This is a genomic window from Halobacillus karajensis (genome assembly GCF_900108515.1).
GTDB lineage: Bacteria > Bacillota > Bacilli > Bacillales > Halobacillaceae > Halobacillus > Halobacillus karajensis.
In genome coordinates, this window is sequence record NZ_FNWW01000005.1 from 349,754 (window position 1) to 370,249 (window position 20,496).

The 20,496-nt window shown below is 41.1% G+C and carries 24 protein-coding genes; 14 read left to right on the plus strand and 10 right to left on the minus strand.

Going from position 1 to position 20,496, the window contains the following annotated elements:
• Positions 1-3: 3 nt before the first annotated feature.
• A complete protein-coding gene (locus BLW54_RS12770; protein WP_035508645.1) occupies positions 4-1,140 on the plus strand; it encodes a bifunctional cystathionine gamma-lyase/homocysteine desulfhydrase in 1,137 nt (378 codons plus the stop codon).
• 171 nt (positions 1,141-1,311) lie between these two features.
• Entirely contained in the window at positions 1,312-1,992 is a 681-nt protein-coding gene (locus BLW54_RS12775; protein WP_035508647.1) for a TraR/DksA C4-type zinc finger protein, read from the plus strand.
• Between the two features lie 82 nt (positions 1,993-2,074).
• On the opposite strand, the gene BLW54_RS12780 is transcribed toward BLW54_RS12775, so the two are convergent.
• The gene (locus tag BLW54_RS12780) at positions 2,075-2,434 is read right to left on the minus strand and encodes a Lin0512 family protein (protein WP_035508648.1); all 360 of its coding nucleotides are present in this window, start codon (positions 2,432-2,434) and stop codon (positions 2,075-2,077) included.
• 163 nt (positions 2,435-2,597) lie between these two features.
• Here BLW54_RS12780 and BLW54_RS12785 point away from each other — a divergent pair, with 163 nt between their 5' ends.
• The 4 genes from BLW54_RS12785 to BLW54_RS12800 all read left to right on the plus strand — a co-directional run bounded on the left by BLW54_RS12785 (position 2,598) and on the right by BLW54_RS12800 (position 6,032).
• Positions 2,598-3,386: an ABC transporter ATP-binding protein gene (locus BLW54_RS12785; protein ID WP_035508650.1), complete on the plus strand. Its 789-nt coding sequence runs from the start codon at positions 2,598-2,600 to the stop codon at positions 3,384-3,386.
• Complete coding sequence (locus BLW54_RS12790) at positions 3,370-4,128, plus strand: ABC transporter permease (protein WP_035508651.1); 759 nt, start codon at positions 3,370-3,372, stop codon at positions 4,126-4,128. The genes BLW54_RS12785 and BLW54_RS12790 overlap by 17 nt, the downstream gene beginning before the upstream one ends.
• A gap of 17 nt (positions 4,129-4,145) precedes the next feature.
• Positions 4,146-5,150, plus strand: a complete 1,005-nt coding sequence (locus tag BLW54_RS12795) for an aliphatic sulfonate ABC transporter substrate-binding protein (RefSeq protein WP_035508653.1) — start codon at positions 4,146-4,148, stop codon at positions 5,148-5,150.
• 201 nt (positions 5,151-5,351) lie between these two features.
• Positions 5,352-6,032: an RsiV family protein gene (locus tag BLW54_RS12800; protein ID WP_035508655.1), complete on the plus strand. Its 681-nt coding sequence runs from the start codon at positions 5,352-5,354 to the stop codon at positions 6,030-6,032.
• A 238-nt stretch (positions 6,033-6,270) separates the two neighbouring features.
• Here the strand turns inward: BLW54_RS12800 and BLW54_RS12805 are convergent, their stop codons facing one another.
• From BLW54_RS12805 to BLW54_RS12815, 3 genes are all read right to left on the minus strand, one after another.
• Positions 6,271-6,819: a GNAT family N-acetyltransferase gene (locus tag BLW54_RS12805; RefSeq protein WP_074735031.1), complete on the minus strand. Its 549-nt coding sequence runs from the start codon at positions 6,817-6,819 to the stop codon at positions 6,271-6,273.
• A gap of 275 nt (positions 6,820-7,094) precedes the next feature.
• Entirely contained in the window at positions 7,095-8,216 is a 1,122-nt protein-coding gene (locus BLW54_RS12810) for an amidohydrolase (protein ID WP_035508657.1), read from the minus strand.
• Positions 8,217-8,429: 213 nt separating this feature from the next.
• Positions 8,430-9,335, minus strand: coding sequence for a TIGR01777 family oxidoreductase (locus BLW54_RS12815; RefSeq protein WP_035508658.1), 906 nt, complete (start codon positions 9,333-9,335; stop codon positions 8,430-8,432).
• 121 nt (positions 9,336-9,456) lie between these two features.
• Between BLW54_RS12815 and recX the strand changes: the two genes are divergently transcribed.
• On the plus strand, positions 9,457-10,269 hold the full coding sequence (recX, locus tag BLW54_RS12820; protein ID WP_035508660.1) for a recombination regulator RecX: 813 nt from the start codon (positions 9,457-9,459) through the stop codon (positions 10,267-10,269).
• Between the two features lie 49 nt (positions 10,270-10,318).
• Here recX and BLW54_RS12825 read toward each other — a convergent pair whose 3' ends face one another.
• A complete protein-coding gene (locus BLW54_RS12825; RefSeq protein WP_035508661.1) occupies positions 10,319-11,137 on the minus strand; it encodes an HAD family hydrolase in 819 nt (272 codons plus the stop codon).
• A 182-nt stretch (positions 11,138-11,319) separates the two neighbouring features.
• On the opposite strand from BLW54_RS12825, the gene glcT reads away from it, so the two are divergent.
• From glcT to BLW54_RS12840, 3 genes are all read left to right on the plus strand, one after another.
• Positions 11,320-12,162: a glucose PTS transporter transcription antiterminator GlcT gene (glcT, locus tag BLW54_RS12830; RefSeq protein ID WP_035508663.1), complete on the plus strand. Its 843-nt coding sequence runs from the start codon at positions 11,320-11,322 to the stop codon at positions 12,160-12,162.
• 269 nt (positions 12,163-12,431) lie between these two features.
• Positions 12,432-14,468, plus strand: a complete 2,037-nt coding sequence (ptsG, locus tag BLW54_RS12835) for a glucose-specific PTS transporter subunit IIBC (RefSeq protein ID WP_035508664.1) — start codon at positions 12,432-12,434, stop codon at positions 14,466-14,468.
• Between the two features lie 15 nt (positions 14,469-14,483).
• A complete protein-coding gene (locus BLW54_RS12840) occupies positions 14,484-14,750 on the plus strand; it encodes a phosphocarrier protein HPr (RefSeq protein WP_035508666.1) in 267 nt (88 codons plus the stop codon).
• Between the two features lie 64 nt (positions 14,751-14,814).
• On the opposite strand, the gene BLW54_RS12845 is transcribed toward BLW54_RS12840, so the two are convergent.
• Positions 14,815-15,474 (minus strand): SDR family NAD(P)-dependent oxidoreductase, encoded by a 660-nt coding sequence (locus BLW54_RS12845; RefSeq protein WP_035508668.1) that lies wholly within the window; start codon positions 15,472-15,474, stop codon positions 14,815-14,817.
• Positions 15,475-15,567: 93 nt separating this feature from the next.
• Between BLW54_RS12845 and BLW54_RS12850 the strand changes: the two genes are divergently transcribed.
• Entirely contained in the window at positions 15,568-15,906 is a 339-nt protein-coding gene (locus BLW54_RS12850) for a YfhH family protein (protein WP_035508669.1), read from the plus strand.
• A 45-nt stretch (positions 15,907-15,951) separates the two neighbouring features.
• Here the strand turns inward: BLW54_RS12850 and BLW54_RS20745 are convergent, their stop codons facing one another.
• Complete coding sequence (locus BLW54_RS20745; protein WP_167358816.1) at positions 15,952-16,095, minus strand: YpzG family protein; 144 nt, start codon at positions 16,093-16,095, stop codon at positions 15,952-15,954.
• Complete coding sequence (gene sspK / locus BLW54_RS12855) at positions 16,088-16,264, minus strand: small acid-soluble spore protein K (RefSeq protein ID WP_392387203.1); 177 nt, start codon at positions 16,262-16,264, stop codon at positions 16,088-16,090. Before sspK ends, BLW54_RS20745 begins: the two co-directional genes overlap by 8 nt.
• A gap of 106 nt (positions 16,265-16,370) precedes the next feature.
• Here sspK and BLW54_RS12860 point away from each other — a divergent pair, with 106 nt between their 5' ends.
• The gene (locus BLW54_RS12860) at positions 16,371-16,637 is read left to right on the plus strand and encodes a YfhJ family protein (RefSeq protein WP_074735037.1); all 267 of its coding nucleotides are present in this window, start codon (positions 16,371-16,373) and stop codon (positions 16,635-16,637) included.
• 79 nt (positions 16,638-16,716) lie between these two features.
• Here BLW54_RS12860 and BLW54_RS12865 read toward each other — a convergent pair whose 3' ends face one another.
• On the minus strand, positions 16,717-17,706 hold the full coding sequence (locus BLW54_RS12865) for a metal-dependent hydrolase (RefSeq protein WP_035508672.1): 990 nt from the start codon (positions 17,704-17,706) through the stop codon (positions 16,717-16,719).
• Between the two features lie 63 nt (positions 17,707-17,769).
• Here BLW54_RS12865 and mutY point away from each other — a divergent pair, with 63 nt between their 5' ends.
• On the plus strand, positions 17,770-18,858 hold the full coding sequence (mutY, locus tag BLW54_RS12870) for an A/G-specific adenine glycosylase (protein ID WP_035508674.1): 1,089 nt from the start codon (positions 17,770-17,772) through the stop codon (positions 18,856-18,858).
• On the opposite strand, the gene yfhS is transcribed toward mutY, so the two are convergent.
• Entirely contained in the window at positions 18,848-19,072 is a 225-nt protein-coding gene (yfhS, locus tag BLW54_RS12875) for a mother cell protein YfhS (RefSeq protein WP_035508675.1), read from the minus strand. The two genes, mutY and yfhS, sit on opposite strands and share 11 nt — an antisense overlap.
• Positions 19,073-19,350: 278 nt before the next feature.
• Here yfhS and BLW54_RS12880 point away from each other — a divergent pair, with 278 nt between their 5' ends.
• The gene (locus tag BLW54_RS12880) at positions 19,351-20,406 is read left to right on the plus strand and encodes a C40 family peptidase (RefSeq protein ID WP_035508677.1); all 1,056 of its coding nucleotides are present in this window, start codon (positions 19,351-19,353) and stop codon (positions 20,404-20,406) included.
• The last annotated feature ends 90 nt before the right edge of the window (positions 20,407-20,496 follow it).

Genomic DNA, 20,496 nt, shown 5'->3' on the forward strand with positions numbered 1-20,496 from the left:
GAAATGAGGAAGAAAACACAATTGATTCATGGCGGCATTACGGGTGATGAAAAAACAGGTGCTGTCAGTGTCCCAATTTATCAGGTAAGCACTTATAAGCAGGAGGGAGTCGGACAACATAGTGGATATGAATATTCACGTACTGGAAATCCGACACGATTTGCTTTGGAAGAACTTATTAGAGATTTAGAAGGCGGGCATAAAGGCTTCGCATTCGGGTCAGGAATGGCTGCTATTACAGCTGTCCTCATGACATTTAATCAAGGCGATCATGTGATCTTTACAGATGACGTGTATGGAGGGACGTATCGTCTTGTCTCTAAAGTGATTAACCGTTTTGGTCTTAAAGCAAGCTTTGTCGATACGAGTGATGTGAAAAACATTGAAGCGGCTTTAACAGAGAACACAAAAGCAATTTATGTGGAAACGCCAACAAACCCATTACTAAAAGTGACAGACATGAAGGAAGTTTCGAAGTTGGCTAAAGAGAAGGATCTGACTTTCATTGTAGATAACACCTTCAGTACCCCATACTGGCAGAACCCGATCGAGTTCGGAGCTGATTTAGTTCTTCACAGTGCGACTAAATATCTTGGGGGTCACAGTGATGTAGTGGCAGGCCTGGTTGTTGTCAATTCAGAGCAATTAGCTGAGGATATCCACTTTGTACTGAATTCCACCGGTGGTATTTTAGGTCCACAGGATTCATGGCTTTTAATGAGAGGGATAAAAACTTTGGGCGTCCGTATGGAAGAGATAGAAGAAAATACTCGTCAATTTGTCGAGTTTCTGCAAGAACTTCCCGAAATAACCGATATTTATTATCCAGGCCTTGAAAAACACGCAGGCAGTGCCGTGCATCAAAAACAGGCTCGAGGGAATGGCGGCATGATTAGTTTTGATGTTGGGAGCGGTGAAAAAGCTGACCAAGTACTCCGGCATGTCAACTATTTTACATTAGCTGAAAGTCTGGGAGCTGTAGAGAGTCTTATCTCCGTTCCAGCTATGATGACCCATGCATCAATTCCAAAAGAGCGTCGGGCAGAACTTGGGATTACAGACGGGCTTGTCCGCGTATCAATTGGACTTGAAGATGTGGAAGATCTAAAGGAAGACTTTTTGCAGGCGTTAAGGAAATAGCTTTAAAGTGACCACGGTATGGAACCGGGTCACTTTTTTTATGTTTTCTTTGAGGCATAAGAAACCGAAGTTTAAGAAAGCCCCTAGAAGCCTGTTTTCTCACCCTTTTGTATAGCTCCTTATTCCGTGAGCCACACTAAAAAGGAAATTCAATCAGGAGTGGAATATAAAATGGACTACACACATTATAAAAAGCAGTTAGAAGCACGCAAAAGAGAAATTGAACAGCGTTTAATCGACCATGATCATTTTGGTTTAGAGCGTGGTTTTGCGAGTGATATGGCTTCTGGTGAATTATCCCAATATGATAATCACCCAGCAGATTCAGGAACAGAACTTTATGAGAGAGAAAAAGATATTGCTTTGCTTGGTCATTTGAGGGAAGAACTTTCAGATATTCAATATTCATTAAAGCAAATGCAAAAAGGAACCTATGGCATTTGCGAAGAGACAGGTCAGCCGATTCCAAAAGAACGACTGGAAGCACTTCCGACAGCCAGGACGGTGGCATCAACTTCAACAAATGAGGATGTATTTTCTGATCGTCCAGTTGAAGAAGATGTACTGGAAGACCTTGAAGCGAATTATGGACGTCATCATGATGACCCTGAATACAATGAACAAAATGCTTATGAACAAGTAGCTTCTTTTAATGAGAGCAGCATGACATATGATGATTCATCCTTGATGGATAACCAAGATGGCGTTGGATATGTTGAGGAATTCGAACCGTTTGTGTCTACGGATATGAATGGGTATACGGGGGCTGACGGTGTTACCTTTCAACGCAATGAACACTACGATAAATATATGGACAACCAAGATGAAGCAGAAGCAGAAGATAAATACTGAATAAACCTCACGAAAAAGCCCTGGAAGACAGAAATCCTTCCAGGGCTTTTTGCGTCATAATCTTGTCAGGGATGAGTTTCCTTCAGTACCCTACTTCTACGGAAGCATTGACAATATACATTAAATCGTTTTTGTCTTCTTTATCCTCTAGTACGATTCCGCTTGTCGTTCTCATTCCGCCTTCCATTACTTCGATATGGACTTCTCCATAAGGAATCGCCTTTTTCACTTCTTCATGATCAAGCTTTTCAAAATCACATGGGAGAGCCAATTTAACGTTAATTTTCAGGTTATCTAACGATTGATCTGGGAGAACATGGCGAATTCCAGGCATAGAGTTTGTATGAATAGCATTTTTAATAGCACGGATTGAAGCCTTTGTCACATTTTGTCCGTGTACATCTGCCCCCATGCCTGTTTGGATAAATACTAGTTGATCCATTTTATAATCCCACCTTTCCCATTCATCCTAACATAGGAGAGAGGTGGCCTTAAAAGAATATCTTTAATCGTTGACACACAATTCAGAACATCTGTATAATCTAAAACATATGATTAAAACATACTAATTCGATAGGGATTATATAAATAAGGGTGTGGGGGATTTGTTTTTATCAATGGATCAGGTAGGAAAGACGTTTCAGGATGAGGATAATAGAAGTTTTGAAGTCTTTTCTAATATCGATTTAACTATTGAAGAAAATCAATTTGTTTCTCTCCTCGGTCCATCCGGGTGTGGGAAATCAACGTTACTCTCAATGGTTGCAGGTTTAGAGGATGTAACAACAGGGTCGATAAAGCTTGAGGGGAAAGACATAAAAACCGCCGGGCCGGACAGAGGTATGGTCTTTCAACAGCCTTCTCTATTCCCATGGTTAGATGTAAAGGAGAATGTTTTATTTCCTTTGAAAGGTCAATGGTCAAAGCAAGAAGCAGAGGATCGGGCCGACCGTTTTTTACAAATGGTTCATCTCAGCAGGTTTAAGAAAAATTATATTCATGAACTTTCTGGAGGGATGCAACAACGTGTGGCTATCGCGCGAGCTTTGGCAATGGACCCTAAAGTTCTCCTCATGGATGAACCATTTGGTGCGCTGGATGAACAAACAAGACATATTCTTCATGAAGAGTTAATGAAGATATGGCATGAGACCCAAAAGACCATCTTATTTGTGACCCACAGCATTCAGGAAGCGATTAAATTATCTGATCGTGTCATCGTTATGGGGACGCGTCCAGGCAGGGTTATTGCCGATTTTGATATAAATCTCCCTCGTCCAAGGAAAAGGGAAAATGAAAATGTCATACAACTCGAGCGTAAAGTTATGACCTTGCTTGAAGGTGAAATTAATAAAGTGTTGAAGGAAGAGCTTAGTCATGAAGTTAGCCCTTAAAAGAATAGGTTTCTTAGTCGTTGTATTAGGGATTTGGCAGCTTGTTTATTCCGTTGGTATATTTGAAGACATTGTGTTTCCTTCTCCTATTAAAGTAGGAGAGGCCCTTTATGAAGGATTTGCTGACGGTGATTTTATCCATGCGCTTGGAGCAAGTTTCCGACATTTGTTTATGGGGTTGTCTCTGGCTATATTATTTGGAACCATCATAGGTGTTTTGCTTGGCAAGTCTAAACAAGCGGACGAAACAGCGGGAATGTACTTAATAGCCCTGCAAAGTATACCGAGTATCGTTTGGGTTCCTTTAGCCATTATGTTGTTTGGTTTCTCAGAATTTGCTGTCGTATTCGTTGTCGTTCTAGGAGGTACGTTCGTTATGGCGCTCAATGTCCGGACAGCTATACACAGTGTTCCGCCACAATTAGTCCGTGCCGCGAGAACGATGGGGACAAAGGGGATTCCATTATTTTTTAGAGTGGAAATTCCATCAAGTGTGCCATATTTTATGACAGGGATCCGTCTTGCATGGGCATTCAGCTGGAGAGCTTTGATGGCAGGGGAGTTATTAAGTAATGGGCCAGGATTAGGTTACTCCTTAAGGTATGCTCAAGACTATGCACGTATGGATCAAGTTGTAGCTATTATCATCATTATCGGTGTAATTGGGGCTGTTGTTGATCAGGTTGTATTTTCGAAGCTTGAGAAGAATGTTAGAAAGCGTTGGGGATTAATGAAATCATAGATAGGAGATGAGGAGAAATGAAAAAGTGGTTATCCATTGCAGTGATTGCCATACTAAGTGTGGTACTGGCCGCCTGTGGAAGTGATGCCGGAGCGAATGGCGGAGATGGCAATAAAAATAATGAAATTACAATAGGGTATTTTCCAAACATCAACCACGTCGCGGGGATGGTTGCTGAAACAAAGGATTTATATTCTGAAACGCTCCCTGATGGAACAAAAGTGAATTATCAATACTTCCCTGATGGATCATCATTTATGACAGCTATTGAAACAGGGGATATTCAAGGGGGACTGGTTGGACCAGGCCCAGCGATGAACCACTTCACAAGTGGGGCAGAGATTAATGTCGTGGCAGCAGGTTCTACAGGGGGAACAGTCATCATGGCGAGGGAAGGTGCAGGAATTAACTCCCCAGAGGACTTGAAAGGGAAAACCTTTGTTTCCCCAAGAGTCGGTTGTACACATGATGTTCAGTTTGAAACACTTATGAAGGAAGAATTCAGTTTGACATCGGACCGGATTAATGGAGAAATGAAGCACGTTACTGGAAAGCCTGCTACCTATTCCAGTTTATTTGAAACCCAAAATGTTGACGTAGCGACAGTGCCAGAGCCCTGGGCTTCTTCCATAGAAGCTGAAGGAAGCGGGAAGGTTCTTATAGACACTCCTGAGGTTGCTTTTGGTGAAACGTTGCCAGCTGCAGTATTTGTGACCTCTCAAGAACTTGTAGAAGAGGATCCGGAAATGGTTCAGAATATTGTAGATGCTCATAAAAAAGCAACGGATTTCATTAACGAAAATCCAGAAGAAGCAAAACAGATAGCGATTGATAAAATCAAGGATATTACAGATCAGGAACTTTCTAAAGAGGTCATTGACCGTGCATGGGAGCGTATTGATTTCACGTATGACGTAAATGAGGAGCACCTTCAAGAGTTTGCAGACTCCTCTTACGATCTGGAATTCCTGAAAGAAAAGCCTGACTTAACAGGACTTGTTGACAAAAGCTTTATCGATTAATAAACAAAAGCGGATGGGAGGATTCCATCCGTTTTTTCTTTTGTTTGAAAAAAACGTAAAACTCCATAAAATTAGTCAACCCGTGCTTTTGTTTGGATCAAGATTCCTTTTGCCTTCTCTAAATATTCATTAAAAATATTTTTCCTTTTCCTTTAGAATTCGCTAATTAGGCTACACTAACAGGAATAGGAGGGATGAGTTTTGAAGCGTTTGCTGGTTGTTTTATTTTTCGGGATTGTTCTCATCCCGGGACAAATAATTTCTGCGGAAAGCCCATATAAAATTATTCATAAAGATAAGGTTACCGAAGAGTGGGAACTACATGTTGACTATCCTTTGTTTGAACGCTTGGAAAGCGAGGATCTTCAGGATACGGTCAACCAACAAATTGTGCAAAAGTTGGAAGATACCTTTCGGAACATAAAACGAGGGTCTGGAAAGATGGTTGGTGTTCCTTACCTTTACTATGAAGAAACGTCCATTGTTAAAGAGAAAGCTTTTTATTCAGTTGTCATGACTTCACATATATCGAGAGGGAACCGGTATAATTCAACGGTAACCTCTATTAATTTTAGTGATGAAATCGGAGGGTCTGTAAAGCAGCTGAAAGATATGGTTTATATAGACAAGTTGAATAAAAAGGTGGAAAAGGCCTTAGAAGCTGATCCGGATATGTATGATCAGAAGCCTTTTGCAGGGGTGAGAGATAACACCGCTTTTTATGTGAAGGATAATCAAATCGTGCTTGTTTTCAACAAGTTTGAGATTGCCGCAGGTGTGCATGGAACTCCGGAAATATCCATACCTTTAAAAGGTCTCCTTAAAGAGGATCTTCAGAAAAAACAACCTCCTTTGCCTTCTTACACATTCATCAACAATTGAAATGTGAATGGTAATTGGATGAAAGAGGTTTTCCTTTCTGTTAACAAAAAACGGGCAGTCCCTGTCTTATTGTGTGCTCTTTGGTGCGTCCCCTGGTCTTAATGGGAAGTATCTCATGATCTTTAGAGCACTTACTTGTCCGTTTCTCTCAGGACATTAGGATAAACGACCGGCGAATAGCCGGCCGTTTTTATCTTTATCTACATAAAGAGCGCGCGATGTTGATACAAAACAGCCCTTATGCTTCCAACATTTCTTCCTTGTGCTGCTCTCCATGATAATGGAAGAGGTATTGTTCTTTAGTTATAACATACAAATCATACACATCCTCAAAACGATTGATCCAGGAGTGGACTTCTGGGTGTGATTCATTTCCTTTAGACACATAAGGAATTTTTAAAGCCGCTTTCATTGAGCGGATATTCGTACGTCGTATTTTCATGAAGACGGCTTCGATCTGTAATTGGAAAAATAACTCCTCAAAGAATGCCTCTTTTGCTATCTTATTGTAGCCCTTTCCAAAATAGGGACGACCAAGCCAAGTAGCCAAAAAACCCTTCCTTTCTTGAATGTCGAACAAATTAATGGTGCCAATTGGCTGCCCCCACTCATCAAGGATGGTACGAGAAATTAATTCCCCCCGATCTTCTGCTTCTAATGTTTGTTTGGTTAAAAAGTAGAACTCGTCACTGGAAGAGGCTTTGTGGCGAACGTAAGGGAAGACCTCTGGATGGCTCATGAACTCAAACAAAACCGGCACGTCATGTAAATCACGTTTTTTCAGCATAAAAAATCCCTCCTTGAATGAGGAGGGCGGTCTAAACGCATAGGAAATCAGGCCGATTCGGACCACCCTCGAATTTTTATCAATTGCTCACAAAAATTCGGGGTGGGAATCGAACCCACTAGAACCAGCATGATAACTGGTGGCGCACCATTTGCCTTCCCTATACACCAAACTTATAAAGTATCATCTAAGGTTATAATAATCCACTCCATTAAAAAAGTGAATAAAAAATTCATGAAATATACGGTTTATTTTATTATAGGGTTCACACCATTTCATTCTTGGTAGTATACCATTTTCCCATCAATCATAGTCCACACGGGTTTGGATAAATATTCAAATGGGTGCCCGCTCCATAATACAAGGTCTGCGTCCTTTCCTTTCTCTATCGATCCCACTCGATTGTCTATTCCAAGGTTTTTGGCGGGAATGATTGTAATCCCTCTTAAAGCGTCTTCAATGCGAAGCCCTTCTCTGGCAGCAAGGGCAGCGCAGATATTCAAGTATTGGATAGGCGTGTATGGGTGGTCGGTCGTAATTGATACCCGTATTCCAAAATCATGAAGGATTTTATAAGTTTGCCATGTCTTATTTCTAAGTTCGATCTTCGAGGCTCTCGTAAAAGTTGGCCCGACAGATACTTGTAAGTTTCTCCCTGCTAATTCGTCTGCAATTAAATGCCCTTCTGTACAGTGCTCAATCCGTAGATCTAAGTCAAATTCGTCTGCAAAACGTAGGGCTGTAATAATATCATCCGCCCGGTGAGCGTGGATTCTTACTGGGATTTCTTTGTTTAAAGCCTGGTGAATCGGTTTAACCCGAAGATTTGGTTCGGTTTCTTTCATAGCAGCATAGAAGGTTTCCCTTAATGTCCCCATGATTCCTAGTCTCGTTATTGAAGCATTTTTAGATTGGGAGTGGATTCGTTTAGGATTTTCCCCTAAAGCTATTTTCAACCCCGCCGTTTGTCTTAGAATCATTTGGTTTATCGTATGCCCGGCTGTTTTAATAACAGAGGTTGTGCCTCCGATGATATTCGCACTTCCAGGCATAATATGGGCAGTAGTAACCCCAGCTTTACGGGCTGAGAAAAAAGCGGGGTCAAGCGGATGGGCACCATCGATTGCTCTAAGATGAGGGGTGGTCGCTTCTATTGTTTCGTTTGCATCACTCCCCGCCCACCCGGTCCCCTCATCATAGAGGCCAAGGTGGGTATGGACATCGATCAACCCAGGATACAAGTCCAGTCCTTTGCCATCAATGTATTCGGCTTGTTTTGGGATTTCGATTTTTTCTCCAAAGTCATATATTTTCCCATCCATAACATGTACATCACCATTATTAATTGAAGGGGAGGTAATAGGGTGGATGTGTACATTTTTTATAATAGTGTTCATAGACATACAGCCTTTCGGTTCAATGTATGATTAGTATACTTAAAAAAGGCCCTTTGGATCACAAAAAAGCAACAAAGGGTGGGCTTTGCTGCTTAATTAAGGTATCTAATTCTTTCCGATATTCTTTTTCTTATGCCAGGGATTGTTCTCTTTATTTTTATATCACTCGTTTTTAACAACCTATTCACAGCATTTTAAACAGAAAACTCGACTTCAGTTCGTTAGAATATCTTCTAAAGCAGGCTTCACATCTGGATATTGAAAAGTGTAGCCATGAGTGATTGCTTTTTCGGGGATGACACATTGCCCGTCCAGCAGCAGTGCACTCATCTCCCCTAAGAGAGTCTTAAGAGCGAAAGATGGAGCCGGAAACCAATGGGGGCGGCCCAAAACTTCTCCGAGGATTTTTCCGAAATCTTTGTTTCTTTTTGGATTTGGGGCTGTCCCATTCAAAGCGCCACGAACATCCTTGTTTTCTATAGTGAATTTTATAAGACCGATTACATCATTAATGTGAATCCAGGACATCCATTGCTCTCCTGATCCTAACTGGCCGCCCACCATCATCTTGTAGGGGAGAGCCATTTTTGGCAAGGCACCTTCTTCTCCAAGAATGATTCCAAAGCGGACGTATACTACACGCACTCCTTTCTCATCGGCCTGTGAAGCTCGCTCCTCCCATTCATCTACCACATTTGCAAGAAAATCTGTTCCAGGTGTTGTTGTCTGCTCTGTGAAACTTTTGGTTTTTGACTGACCATAATACCCAACAGCAGAAGCATTAACAAGGACTTCAGGTGTTTGGGGAAGGCGATTGATTAATTCCAACACACTTCCTGTGGACTTCACTCGACTCTCTAGAATCGATTGTTTCTTTTCTTCTGTCCAACGCCCACTGCCTAGAGATTCTCCAGCTAAATTTACAATGGCATGGAGAGGGGGGAGTTCTTTTGCAGGCTTGTACGCTTCTTTCAACCATCCGACATACTTTACTTGCTCTGTATCCGCATATTTCTCAGGGCTCCTGGTCAATATGTACACCACGTGTCCTTGGGCTTTCAATTTTTCTGTTAGTTTACTACCGACAAATCCTGTACCCCCGGTAATGGCAATATTCATATTCATTCCTCCTGACATGGTTAGGGTTGGCAATCGTTTACTCGATCTGTGCTTTTCTTACGACCATTATCCATTCGCTGCTGCCAGATAACGTGATAAAATATTCAGTGAGGTGAAGCGGATGGCTAAACTTACGAAAATTACAACACAGAAGAAACATAAGAGTCGTTATAATATCTTTTTAGACAAAGGAAATGGAGAAGAGTATGGATTCAGTGTTGATGAAGATGTTTTAGTTAAATATCGGCTGCAAAAAAATATGGACCTTGATGATGCGATGATCCAAGCCCTGATCCAAACGGATACGCTTCATAAGTCTTATACCCTTGCCATCAACTATTTAAGCTACCGAATGCGATCAGAGAAGGAAGTCCGTGATTATTTGAAAGATAAAGAAACAGATCCAGAGCATATAGAAGAAATTATGCGAAGGCTCAAGAATGAAAGGCTGCTTGATGATCAGGAGTTTGCGAACTCACTTGTGAGAACCAGGATTATGACTTCAAGTAAAGGGCCGCTGCTTTTAAAGAAGGAACTATTGGAAAAAGGAGTTTCTGCAGGAAAAGCGGAGGAAGCCATTACTCATTATTCGTTTGATAAACAGTACGAAAAGGCCTTGAAATTCGCAGAAAAGAAAATTAAGAATGACGGGCGTAAGTCCTATCGTCAACAAATTCAAAATGTGCAGCAAACATTGATGCAGAAAGGTTTTCAAGGTGATGTGATTCAGGAAGTGCTTGCTAATCTTCCTGAAGATGAGGATAGTGATGCTGAATGGGAAGCGGTCGTTTATCAAGGAGAAAAGCTGCTTCGTAAATTCCAGTCAAAAGCAGAGGGGTTTGAATTAAAACAAAAAATCAAGTCAGGGCTGTATAGGAAAGGTTTTTCTTTCGACCTCATTGATCGCTTTATGGAAGAAAAGGTAGAAGATTAAACGGAGGTATTCGTTGTTGAACGTGATAAAAGAAGAGCAAGCTGTTGACTTAAATGTCAGCAGCTTGTTCTTTTTTTATTAAGAGACCTTTTCGGTCCAAATCCTCAATTGCTTCGTGTACGTGATCAACTACTGTTTCGGCATAGCTTCTCACTTCATCATGTGCCGTAGACATAGCATAACTGTGAGGAGTCATTTGAAACATACTGACATCATTGAATGAATCACCTACGCAGGCAATTTCATCGGCCTGGATGCCAAGGCTTTCAATTAACTGACGTAACCCACTTTGTTTGTTAATGGATTTAGGCATCATGTCGACACATGTCTCATGTGAAATAAAGCTGTCAATTTCTTCCCCAAATTGTTGTTTAACCATTTCAGCAGCTCTCACGACATCCTCTTCTTTACCGTGCAGGGTAATCTTCGATGGCGTGACCGTTTTTCCTACTTGATCATTTAATTCGGGGTTGATGATAATATCGTGGAACATTTGGGCTGAAATCATATCCGTATATTTGTTTGATTCTTTAGTAAAGGTTTGGTCAGCGGTGGACACTGTTTTAACCATTGGTTCTTGATCGATAGCCTGGACGATACGTTGAGCTAATTCGTTTTCAAAGGTCTTGGCATGGATTTGTGTATTTTCATCGTTAAATACAAAAGCTCCATTTTGACTAACACGATGTCCGTTAACCCCGACCCGCTTCAAAACTTCAGCTATTTCATGGTCCATACGGCCGGATGCAACAGTAAGAGGAGTCCCATCTTCTATCATCTGTTTTAAGGCATCGATATCTTCATTTTTTATATAGTGATCGGCACCAAGCAGGGTGCCATCAAGGTCTGTGACAAACATTTTGATCATTATTATAATCTCCTTCCGAATCGTGCTTTCTTTATCACCTAAATGATTGTACATGACGTAACCGTTTTCACACAAAGAAGAACCTTTCCCCTTATCCTTCCACTTGTAAAAAAAACAAATCAAATATAGGATAGAAGTTAGACTGAAAACGCTTTTAGTGTAATTTTAAGTGGGGGACCATTATGGAACAGCAGATAAAGATAAATAAAGTGCTTAATAATAATGTCGTCATTGCGGCCCATCCGACCTATGAAGAAGTGGTATTGATAGGGAAAGGAATAGGGTTTAATCGAAAAAAAGGTGACGTCATTTCGTCAGATAAAGCGGACAAGACTTTTTTGTTGAGCAATGAACAGGAGAAAGAACAATACGTAAGCTTGTTGCCTTACATTGATGAAAACTTAATCGATTTCATGAGTGATATTCTTCTATATATCGAAAACCGTATGGGGCAAGAACTCAACCAGCATATCCACGTTGCGCTCACCGACCACCTGGCATTTGCGATTAACAGGGCAAAGAAAAACCTTCAATTCTCTAACCCGTTTTTACTCGAAATAGAATCCCTATATCCGAAGGAATACCAAATTGCCATGGAAGTTGTAACCATGATCTATGATCAATTGGGCATTCAGTTCCCTGAAGGAGAAGTCGGCTTTATTGCCCTCCATATTCATAGCGCGGTTACGGATAAAACGTTACGTGAAATTAACCGGCACAATCAGCTCATTACACACCTTGTTCAATTAGTGGAGGATACAATGGGCATTCAAATTGATAAAAACAGTGTGGATTATCACAGGCTCGTCCAGCACTTACACCGGGCAATCGATCGAGTTTACCAAGATGAAGGGGTAGGGGACGAAATTCGTTTAGCAAATATGTTGAAACAAGAATATCCTGTGTGCTATAATCTAGCATGGAAATTAATAAAAGTGATGCAAAAACGTCTGAATAGACCTGTTGATGAATCAGAAGCGATTTATTTGACGATTCATTTACAGCGATTAACCCATAAAACCTAAAAACGTACGTGTTACTGACACGATCAGGCATGAGTACATGAAGGTGAAGTGGTTATCATAGGGATAAGTCTATCCTTATGGGACCAAACTACCTTATGTGCTCATGCTTTTTTTGTCTGGAAACTCATTTGCAGGCATGCATTCATCCATAGCCGGCGTCCATGAAGGCCGCTTCTCATTACTTAATTATTGTAAACGTTTTATTTTTCTGACAACGGTTTTTTAGGGTTGCGTATTGCTTCACAACATAAATAAAGGAGGAAAAGAAAATGTTCAAGAATGCTTTTGGCACATTGCAAAAAGTCGGTAAAGCCTTGATGACTCCAGTCGCACTTTTGCCTGCGGCAGGTATTCTTCTTGCCTTTGGTACAAGCTTTGCTCAAGATAACTTTGTTGAAAAAGTGCCATTCTTTGGAACACCCTGGGTTCAAACATTGCTGCAAGTAATGGCTGAAGCTGGGGGAGTTGTTTTTGACAACTTGCCATTGCTGTTCGCCGTCGGTGTTGCGATCGGTCTTGCGAAAGGTGATGGGGTAGCAGGTCTTGCTGCGATCATTGGTTATTTGATTATGAACGTAGTTATGGGGGTACTTGGCAATGTTGATGCCGATATGACCTCAGATCCTGCGTATGCGGAAATCTTAGGTATACCGACCCTTCAGACAGGGGTTTTCGGAGGTATTATTGTCGGTATTTTAGCGGCGTCGCTTTATAATCGATTTTTCAATATTGAATTACCCCAATTCCTAGGATTCTTTGCAGGGAAGCGCTTTGTACCAATCATCACTGCTTTCTCTTCCTTGTTCCTTGGAATTATTATGCTGTGGATATGGCCATTTGCCCAAACAGGTCTTAATGCATTATCCCACTTAATGCTTGAAGGGAACCAGACAATCTCAACATTCTTCTTCGGATTGATTGAGCGTTCCTTGATTCCATTTGGTCTGCACCACATTTTCTATTCACCATTTTGGTTTGAGTTTGGGAACTATACTAATGCTGCAGGTGAAATTATTCGTGGTGACCAGCGGATTTTCTTTGAGCAATTAAGAGACGGTGTGGATTTTACGGCTGGTACATTCATGGTTGGTAAGTTCCCGTTCATGATGTTCGGACTTCCAGCTGCTGCTCTTGCGATTTATCACACAGCAAAACCTGAACGAAAGAAAGTGATTGGAGGTATCATGGCGTCTGCCGCGTTAACTTCTTTCTTAACAGGGATTACAGAACCAATTGAGTTCTCATTCCTATTCGTAGCACCATTATTGTTCGCGATTCACGCAGTATTTGCCGGTTTCTCCTTCATGATCATGGAGATTCTTGGGGTGAAAATAGGACAAACCTTCTCCGGTGGTTTGATCGACTTTATCCTGTTCGGTATATTACCTAACCGTACCGACTGGTGGTGGGTCATCATTGTCGGTCTGATTTTCGCTGTAATTTACTACTTCGGATTCCGGTGGGCTATCCTTAAATTTAACCTGGCTACACCAGGGCGTGAAGATGAAGCAGCGGATGCAGATGATGATGGAGAAGTGAGCGATCTGCCATATGAGATTCTTGAAGCGATGGGCGGAGAGAAAAACATTTCTCACCTGGATGCTTGTATTACAAGGTTACGTGTTTCCGTCAATGATAAAGAAGATGTAAACAAAGACCGCCTGAAGAAACTAGGGGCATCCGGAGTGATGGAAGTTGGAAATAACATTCAAGCAATTTTTGGTCCTGTATCTGATACATTACGTGGACAGATGCAAGATATTATAGATGGTAAGACACCAAGATCAAAAGAAGATGTATCTGAAATCGTGAATAATGCCAAGGATGCAGAAGGACCTGTGGTTGAAGGTAAATTAAATTTTGTGAGCCCGATTAAAGGTACGGTTATGCCAATTACAGACGTACCGGATCAAGTATTCTCTGGTAAGATGATGGGCGATGGCTTTGCAATTAAGCCTGAAGATGGTAAGATTGTATCGCCGATTAACGGTAAAGTATTAAACGTATTCCCTACTAAACATGCGATCGGTTTGGAAGCTGATAATGGCATGGAAATCCTTATTCATATCGGTATCGATACGGTTGGATTGAAAGGGGAAGGATTTACAGCTAAGATTTCTGAAGGGGACGAAGTGAAACAGGGTCAAACCTTGATGGAAGTGGACTTGGATTATGTAAGCGAAAACGCACCTTCCGTCGTTACGCCTATCGTCTTTACGAATCTTCAAGAAGGACAGTCTGTAAATATTAAAGCAGCAGGACAAGTAAATCACAATGATACCAATATCATTGAAATTACAGAATAAAGAGGAGAGTTTACCATGGCAGAACAAACAATGAAAATTACAGCAGCTGACGGTGTACATGCACGTCCAGCAACAGCACTAGTACAAGTGGCAGGAAAATACCAATCTGATGTAAATATTGAATATAATGGGAAATCTGTAAACATGAAATCAATCATGGGTGTCATGTCTCTTGGGATCCCTAATGGTGCAGAAGTTACTTTCAAAGCCGAAGGTTCTGACGAAACAGAAGCCGTTGAAGCTGTAATAGCTAAAGCAAAAGAAGAAGGTCTTGGAGAGTAATTATCCGCCTACTTAAAGAAGCTTGCCTTTAATGGCAAGCTTCTTTTATTTGGTAGAATGTGGTTTAACGATCGATCAAAATTTCTTTACGTCCGTCATCCTCTGCAAAGATTTGCTCTGCCACGACTTCTGGACCTTTGAGTTTTTCAGGACTTGTCACATGATTGGTTTCGCTCCAGAATGGGGTGTTCATACCGCCCATATACACGGCTGTAGCAGACAGACTTAGGCTTTCCCATTCCTTTTGCAGGCTTTCGGTAAATCCGCGAATTGCAAATTTACTTGCACAATAAACACTTTCGTTCTTTTTCCCTCTCAGCCCTGCTGTGGAAATAACATTTAATACCCGCCCTTCTGTTTTTTTAAGTTTTGAAGCAGCCAGTTGTGTAGTTAAAATCGTGCCTTTTACATTTGTATTAAGAAGTTGGTCTATTTGAGTCTCGGTATAGGTTGAGAGCTCACCAAAATGTCCTACTCCTGCATTATTAATAAGGAGATGCAGATGATCGATTTGTTTGATTGCTTCTTTTATCGAAGACGGGTCTGTCACATCACAAACGAGTACACTTGCTTTTCCTCCTTTTTGCGAAATATTGTTTTGGGTGACCTGTAATTGTTTTTCGGTTCTTCCGGAAAGGTAGACGTTGTATCCATTCTGAGCATAGGTATGAGCCAATGCACGGCCAAGTCCGGTACCGGCCCCTGTAATCCATACGTTTTTCATACTGTTCTCTCCTTATCTTCCACTACTTTTATATTCATTGTGAACAAACCCTGTTAGAATGTAAAGAAAGCATGTGCTCAGGGGGGAAGGAATATGGAAAAAAGATACAGTGAATATACACAGGAAGAATTACATCAGGAAATTGCTGCGTTAACAGAAAAGGCTCAAAAAGCGGAGCAATTGGGAATGGTCAACGAGTTTGCCGTTCATGAACGGAAAATCGTGATGGCTAAATCTTATATGATGAATCCTGAAGATTTCGAAGCTGGGGAAACATACGAGATTGATGGGGACCCGGGTTATTCATTTTATATTGAATATATGAATGGAGTGTTTGCATGGGGGTATCGAAAGAATGGTCATGATATGAAGCCTGGAGGAGGCGGGGAAGAAGCCCTTCCCATTTCCATGTTAGGAAATAAAATTACCTAGTATAATATACCGGACACGTATCATACGTGCCCGGTTTTATTTAATTTAATTTCTTTTTCTTGCTTGAATTTCAGTGATTCGGTCTGCCTGCGTTTGCTCTGTTTCCCCGTTCACTCGACTGCCAATATGCTTCATACTACGGTGTGTAGGAATGGCAGAGGCATTAGCTTTGAAATTACGTTTACCCATGGTAATTCCTCCCAATATCATTGACATCTCGATGGCGCGACCTAGCCGCTCTCTCTTGTGGTTTGCTGTTGATCGTTCCATCAGGACGCTTAGCAAGATATTCACTTTGGTCATCAGGTGCGTGTGTCATTTTTAGATTGGGGAAATTCTTTGCCTTATTACGCATCAGTAGCCCTCCTCATGTCTCCCGTAAGAGACAGTATTAGTATGTACCGTCTGGGTATCTGTATGTGGTACAATAAGAGGGTAAACATTGCCAAGTATGGAGTGGTTTTATGAATGAAATATACCAGTGTTTAGCTGAAAAGTTATATGAAAAGAATCCTATGCTCACCATAGAGGAAGCGACGACATGGGTGGAGCTTCTTTGGGAAGATTTTGAATCGACCCGTGCTAAGGCGGGCCATGATTATCAAGGAAAAAAAGTGACTGAACAGATTGTAACCCAATGGATTAACCATTATGGACCAAAACTCCATGATTTTGTAGCAACCAATCCAAAATACAAAGAGATGCTTCAAAAGAAAGGCTATTATCATTAAGAATCCAAAGACTTTGAAAAAAGGAGCCTCTCCATAGTGAGAGACTCCTTCTTTATGTTTACCTTGGATGTTTGAAAAATTACATGGGGCTTAATTTGTTTTGGAGTTTTTCTTCTGTGAATACCCATCCTGTATAAGAGTTGAGTATTTTTAAATCATCTCCGTGTTCGTCATCTATTTGAGCGAGAGCCACAAATGGATATCTTCCCCGGGAACGGTAACGGAGATCAATGAACCGGACTTCTGTATATTCATCATAATAGTTCAGTTCGTATCTATAAACAGGGGAGAAGGACAAAAAGGCTTTTATATTTGGGTCGGTTAAAGCTTTTTGAACCACAGGGTCCTCATAATCAATCGGCTTATTTTTGAATGTATCAAGAATTGTTAAATGGCCGTCTTCTGCACGGCCAACGTAGTAATGGGTAGGGGTTGTAATAGCAATTCTCCAGGTGTTTTGTTTGATTGTAGGCGAAGTAGCTATTTGCTCAACCTTCTCAATGTTCTCGTGTATCAGCCGGATGAGTTCTCTCTTATCAAAGTATCTTTTCACATAGTAGAGAGCGATGACGAAGTAGATAATCAGCCACAGTATTCCTGGATCTGCACCTAAATTCCAGGCGACAATACCTGCAATATGCAGGGTGAAGATATAAGGGTCAAATGTATTAATGAACCCGTAAGCGACCCATCTATTGGTGATGGGGCGATACGCCTGGGTACCGTATGCATTAAAAACATCCACAAATACATGAAGAATCACAGCAAGAAATGTCCAAAGCCAAAGATGCAAAAAGTTCACTTCAGGAGTAAATAAGTAAATCATGCTCGGGATGCTTATCCCCCATAATACAACGGCGGGTATGGAATGTGTGATTCCACGGTGATGACGGATATATACGGCATTGTTTTTTAATTTGAGTATCGTATCTGAATCAGGAGCTTGGGATCCGATTAGTGTTCCGATAAGGACTGCATTGAAAAGGTCAGGATCAGCGTTGACTACCGGATCAAGCGTAGCCAGACCTCCTAGAGCAACTCCCATTACCACATGTGTTCCAGTATCCAAGTTCTCTACCTCCTTTGGCTGGACGGACGTTCAACAGTAGTTTATCACGAAGGGTGAAAAAAAATGAAAAAAATAGAAAGAATCCATCATATTCTCAGCGAATTTGATAAAGAGTCTTACAGAAAGAGCCTTATTCACTGGTTCAAAAAAGAGCAGCGTGTACTCCCTTGGCGGGAAAACCAGGACCCTTATCGAGTCTGGGTATCAGAAATTATGCTCCAACAGACCCGTGTTGATACAGTGATTCCTTATTTTAATGATTTTATGGCCAAGTTCCCGACACCTGAAGCCTTAGCAGATGCAGATGAGCAAGACGTTCTGAAGGCCTGGGAAGGTCTTGGGTACTATTCCCGTGCTCGAAATTTGCAAAACGCTGTCCGTGAAGTTGTTGAGACATATGGGGGTGTTGTACCAGCTGATCCTGAAGAGTTAGGAAATCTTAAGGGAGTCGGTCCTTATACGAAAGGGGCCATACTAAGCATTGCTTATGACACACCAGAACCTGCGGTGGATGGGAATGTTATGAGAGTATTGTCACGTATTCTTCACGTTGAAGATGATATAAGCAAACAAAGTACGAGGAAGCTTTTTGAAGGGCTTGTCAGTGAACTGATTTCGGAGGAAGATCCTTCGTCATTCAACCAGGGTTTAATGGAGCTGGGAGCTTTAATTTGTACACCGAAGACGCCGTCATGCATGTTGTGTCCTGTGCAAAACTATTGTCGTGCTTTTGACAAAGGAATAGAAACAGAGCTTCCAGTAAAGTCATCTAAAAAGAAACAAAAGAAGTCTCCATATTTACTGTTGCTTGTGCAAAAGGAAAATGGGGAAGTTCTCATTGAACAAAGACCGAACAAAGGGCTTCTTGCTTCCTTGTGGCAATATCCGATGGTTCCGCTTCAAGATGTGGATAAAGAGTCGGTTTTAAACTGGTTTTATGGTGAATATGGGGTGAAAATTGAACTAGGGGAATCCGTGGATCGAATCAAACATGTTTTTTCCCACTTAATATGGGAAATGGAAGTCATCAAGGTAAAAGTTAAAGAGGGTTCCCTTGACCATGAAAGGGCAAAGTTTATTAAGCCTGATGACATGGATGACTATCCATTCCCTGTGTCACATCAAAAAGCCCACCCTTATATTAGTCAATGACAGGATGAGTGCCGCTGGTCCATGTAGCTTCTTGCTGCCCTAAGCCACCGCGGCGCTTTATTTCTTCATTGATTTCTCTTAAAAGTGTAATCCCCTCAGCGTTTAAATAAGGAGAGGACTGGGATAGGGCGTAGTGAAAATAACCAAGCTCCTTCTCCTGCCAATTTTGTTTCGGTTCCATAGATAATGCTGATAAATCTCTTCCTACATACATAGTCCTGCCTCCTTTATGGTTAATTTGTGTATTTATGTTGCACTCATACATGAAAAAAGTCACCGGATCGACTTTACGAAAAAGAACGTAACAAAGTTGTAACGTAAATGTAACGGAAGGGTGTGAATGCATTTATAGTAAGGGTCAGAGGCAATTTGTAGGTATTTGTAGAAGTTTTGGTGTATTTACAAATTGTTGGTATTTATGAATAATAGGACATAGGTTATTTGACCAAACAATTTAAACAATTTTTACATATGGGGAGAGTTTATAATAAAATGAATAAAAAGAAATTGGCGACGGCTGTTAGTGGCGCTTTGATTGGAGCATCTTTGTGGGGAACTTCTGTTTTTGCGGATGAATTACATAAGGTGAAATCCGGTGATTCACTTTGGAAGCTGAGTCATCAATATGACGGATCTATTTCAGAAATCAAATCATGGAACAACCTTAATTCAGATATTATTTATGTCGGTCAGTCTTTGATTGTTGAAAAAGATTCATCATCCAACACTCAGTCTAATTCATCTTCTTCCAGCTCAAATAGTACCTACACGGTCAAGTCTGGGGATTCTTTATGGGTAATTGCCAATCGTCATGGAATGTCTGTCTCTAAACTGAAAAGTATAAACAGCTTATCAGGAAGCCTCATCTATCCTGGGCAAAAACTTTCTATTACTGGAAGTTCATCCAGTTCAAGTAACACTTCTTCAAACAGTAGTTCCAGCTCTTCAAGTTCTTCACAAACAAGTACGTATACGGTGAAGAGCGGAGATTCTCTATGGTTAATCGCTAATAATTATGGAACTTCCGTATCCAATTTGAAGAATTTGAATGGATTATCCAGTAACACCATTTATGTTGGCCAAAAGCTAAAGGTGAGTGGAAAATCTTCATCTTCTAACTCGTCTTCCGGTTCTAGTCATACGTCTACCACGAACAATTCATCTTCAAACTCCGGATTTGTAAATGGTTTAATTCAAGAGGCTAAGAAACATATCGGAACGCCTTATAAGTGGGCTGGATCATCTCCTTCTGGCTTTGATTGCAGTGGTTTCCTTCAATATGTATATAATCAAGAAGGTGTCAGCATCCCACGTACGGTTGCTTCCATTTATGCGGATAGCCGTATGAGTTCAGTCAGTGGTTCAAATCGTCAGGTAGGGGACCTTGTTTTCTTTGAAACGTACAAGCCCGGAGCCTCTCATGCGGGAATTTATCTTGGTAACAATCAGTTTATCCATACAGGTTCTACCAACGGTGTTGAAATCAGTTCGTTATCCAGCAACTACTGGAGTCAACGTTATATCGGTACGAAGAGACTATCCCATTAAAATTTTAACCGCTCCTATTTAGGAGTGGTTTTATTAATATAAGAAAAAATATTTTTTTGAGAATGAAAAGCATATCACCTGCGCACAATA

Coding starts and splice junctions, on each gene's coding strand:
- BLW54_RS20745 (WP_167358816.1), bottom strand. CDS start 16,095: ATGGGTAAACGTAATTTCAAAGCTAATGCCTCTGCCATTCCTACACAC.
- ptsG (WP_035508664.1), top strand. CDS start 12,432: ATGTTCAAGAATGCTTTTGGCACATTGCAAAAAGTCGGTAAAGCCTTG.
- BLW54_RS12780 (WP_035508648.1), bottom strand. CDS start 2,434: ATGGATCAACTAGTATTTATCCAAACAGGCATGGGGGCAGATGTACAC.
- mutY (WP_035508674.1), top strand. CDS start 17,770: ATGAAAAAAATAGAAAGAATCCATCATATTCTCAGCGAATTTGATAAA.
- BLW54_RS12775 (WP_035508647.1), top strand. CDS start 1,312: ATGGACTACACACATTATAAAAAGCAGTTAGAAGCACGCAAAAGAGAA.
- BLW54_RS12860 (WP_074735037.1), top strand. CDS start 16,371: ATGAATGAAATATACCAGTGTTTAGCTGAAAAGTTATATGAAAAGAAT.
- yfhS (WP_035508675.1), bottom strand. CDS start 19,072: ATGTATGTAGGAAGAGATTTATCAGCATTATCTATGGAACCGAAACAA.
- glcT (WP_035508663.1), top strand. CDS start 11,320: ATGGAACAGCAGATAAAGATAAATAAAGTGCTTAATAATAATGTCGTC.
- BLW54_RS12850 (WP_035508669.1), top strand. CDS start 15,568: ATGGAAAAAAGATACAGTGAATATACACAGGAAGAATTACATCAGGAA.
- BLW54_RS12805 (WP_074735031.1), bottom strand. CDS start 6,819: ATGCTGAAAAAACGTGATTTACATGACGTGCCGGTTTTGTTTGAGTTC.
- BLW54_RS12770 (WP_035508645.1), top strand. CDS start 4: ATGAGGAAGAAAACACAATTGATTCATGGCGGCATTACGGGTGATGAA.
- BLW54_RS12790 (WP_035508651.1), top strand. CDS start 3,370: ATGAAGTTAGCCCTTAAAAGAATAGGTTTCTTAGTCGTTGTATTAGGG.
- BLW54_RS12825 (WP_035508661.1), bottom strand. CDS start 11,137: ATGATCAAAATGTTTGTCACAGACCTTGATGGCACCCTGCTTGGTGCC.
- BLW54_RS12845 (WP_035508668.1), bottom strand. CDS start 15,474: ATGAAAAACGTATGGATTACAGGGGCCGGTACCGGACTTGGCCGTGCA.
- BLW54_RS12840 (WP_035508666.1), top strand. CDS start 14,484: ATGGCAGAACAAACAATGAAAATTACAGCAGCTGACGGTGTACATGCA.
- BLW54_RS12815 (WP_035508658.1), bottom strand. CDS start 9,335: ATGAATATTGCCATTACCGGGGGTACAGGATTTGTCGGTAGTAAACTA.
- recX (WP_035508660.1), top strand. CDS start 9,457: ATGGCTAAACTTACGAAAATTACAACACAGAAGAAACATAAGAGTCGT.
- BLW54_RS12810 (WP_035508657.1), bottom strand. CDS start 8,216: ATGAACACTATTATAAAAAATGTACACATCCACCCTATTACCTCCCCT.
- BLW54_RS12795 (WP_035508653.1), top strand. CDS start 4,146: ATGAAAAAGTGGTTATCCATTGCAGTGATTGCCATACTAAGTGTGGTA.
- BLW54_RS12880 (WP_035508677.1), top strand. CDS start 19,351: ATGAATAAAAAGAAATTGGCGACGGCTGTTAGTGGCGCTTTGATTGGA.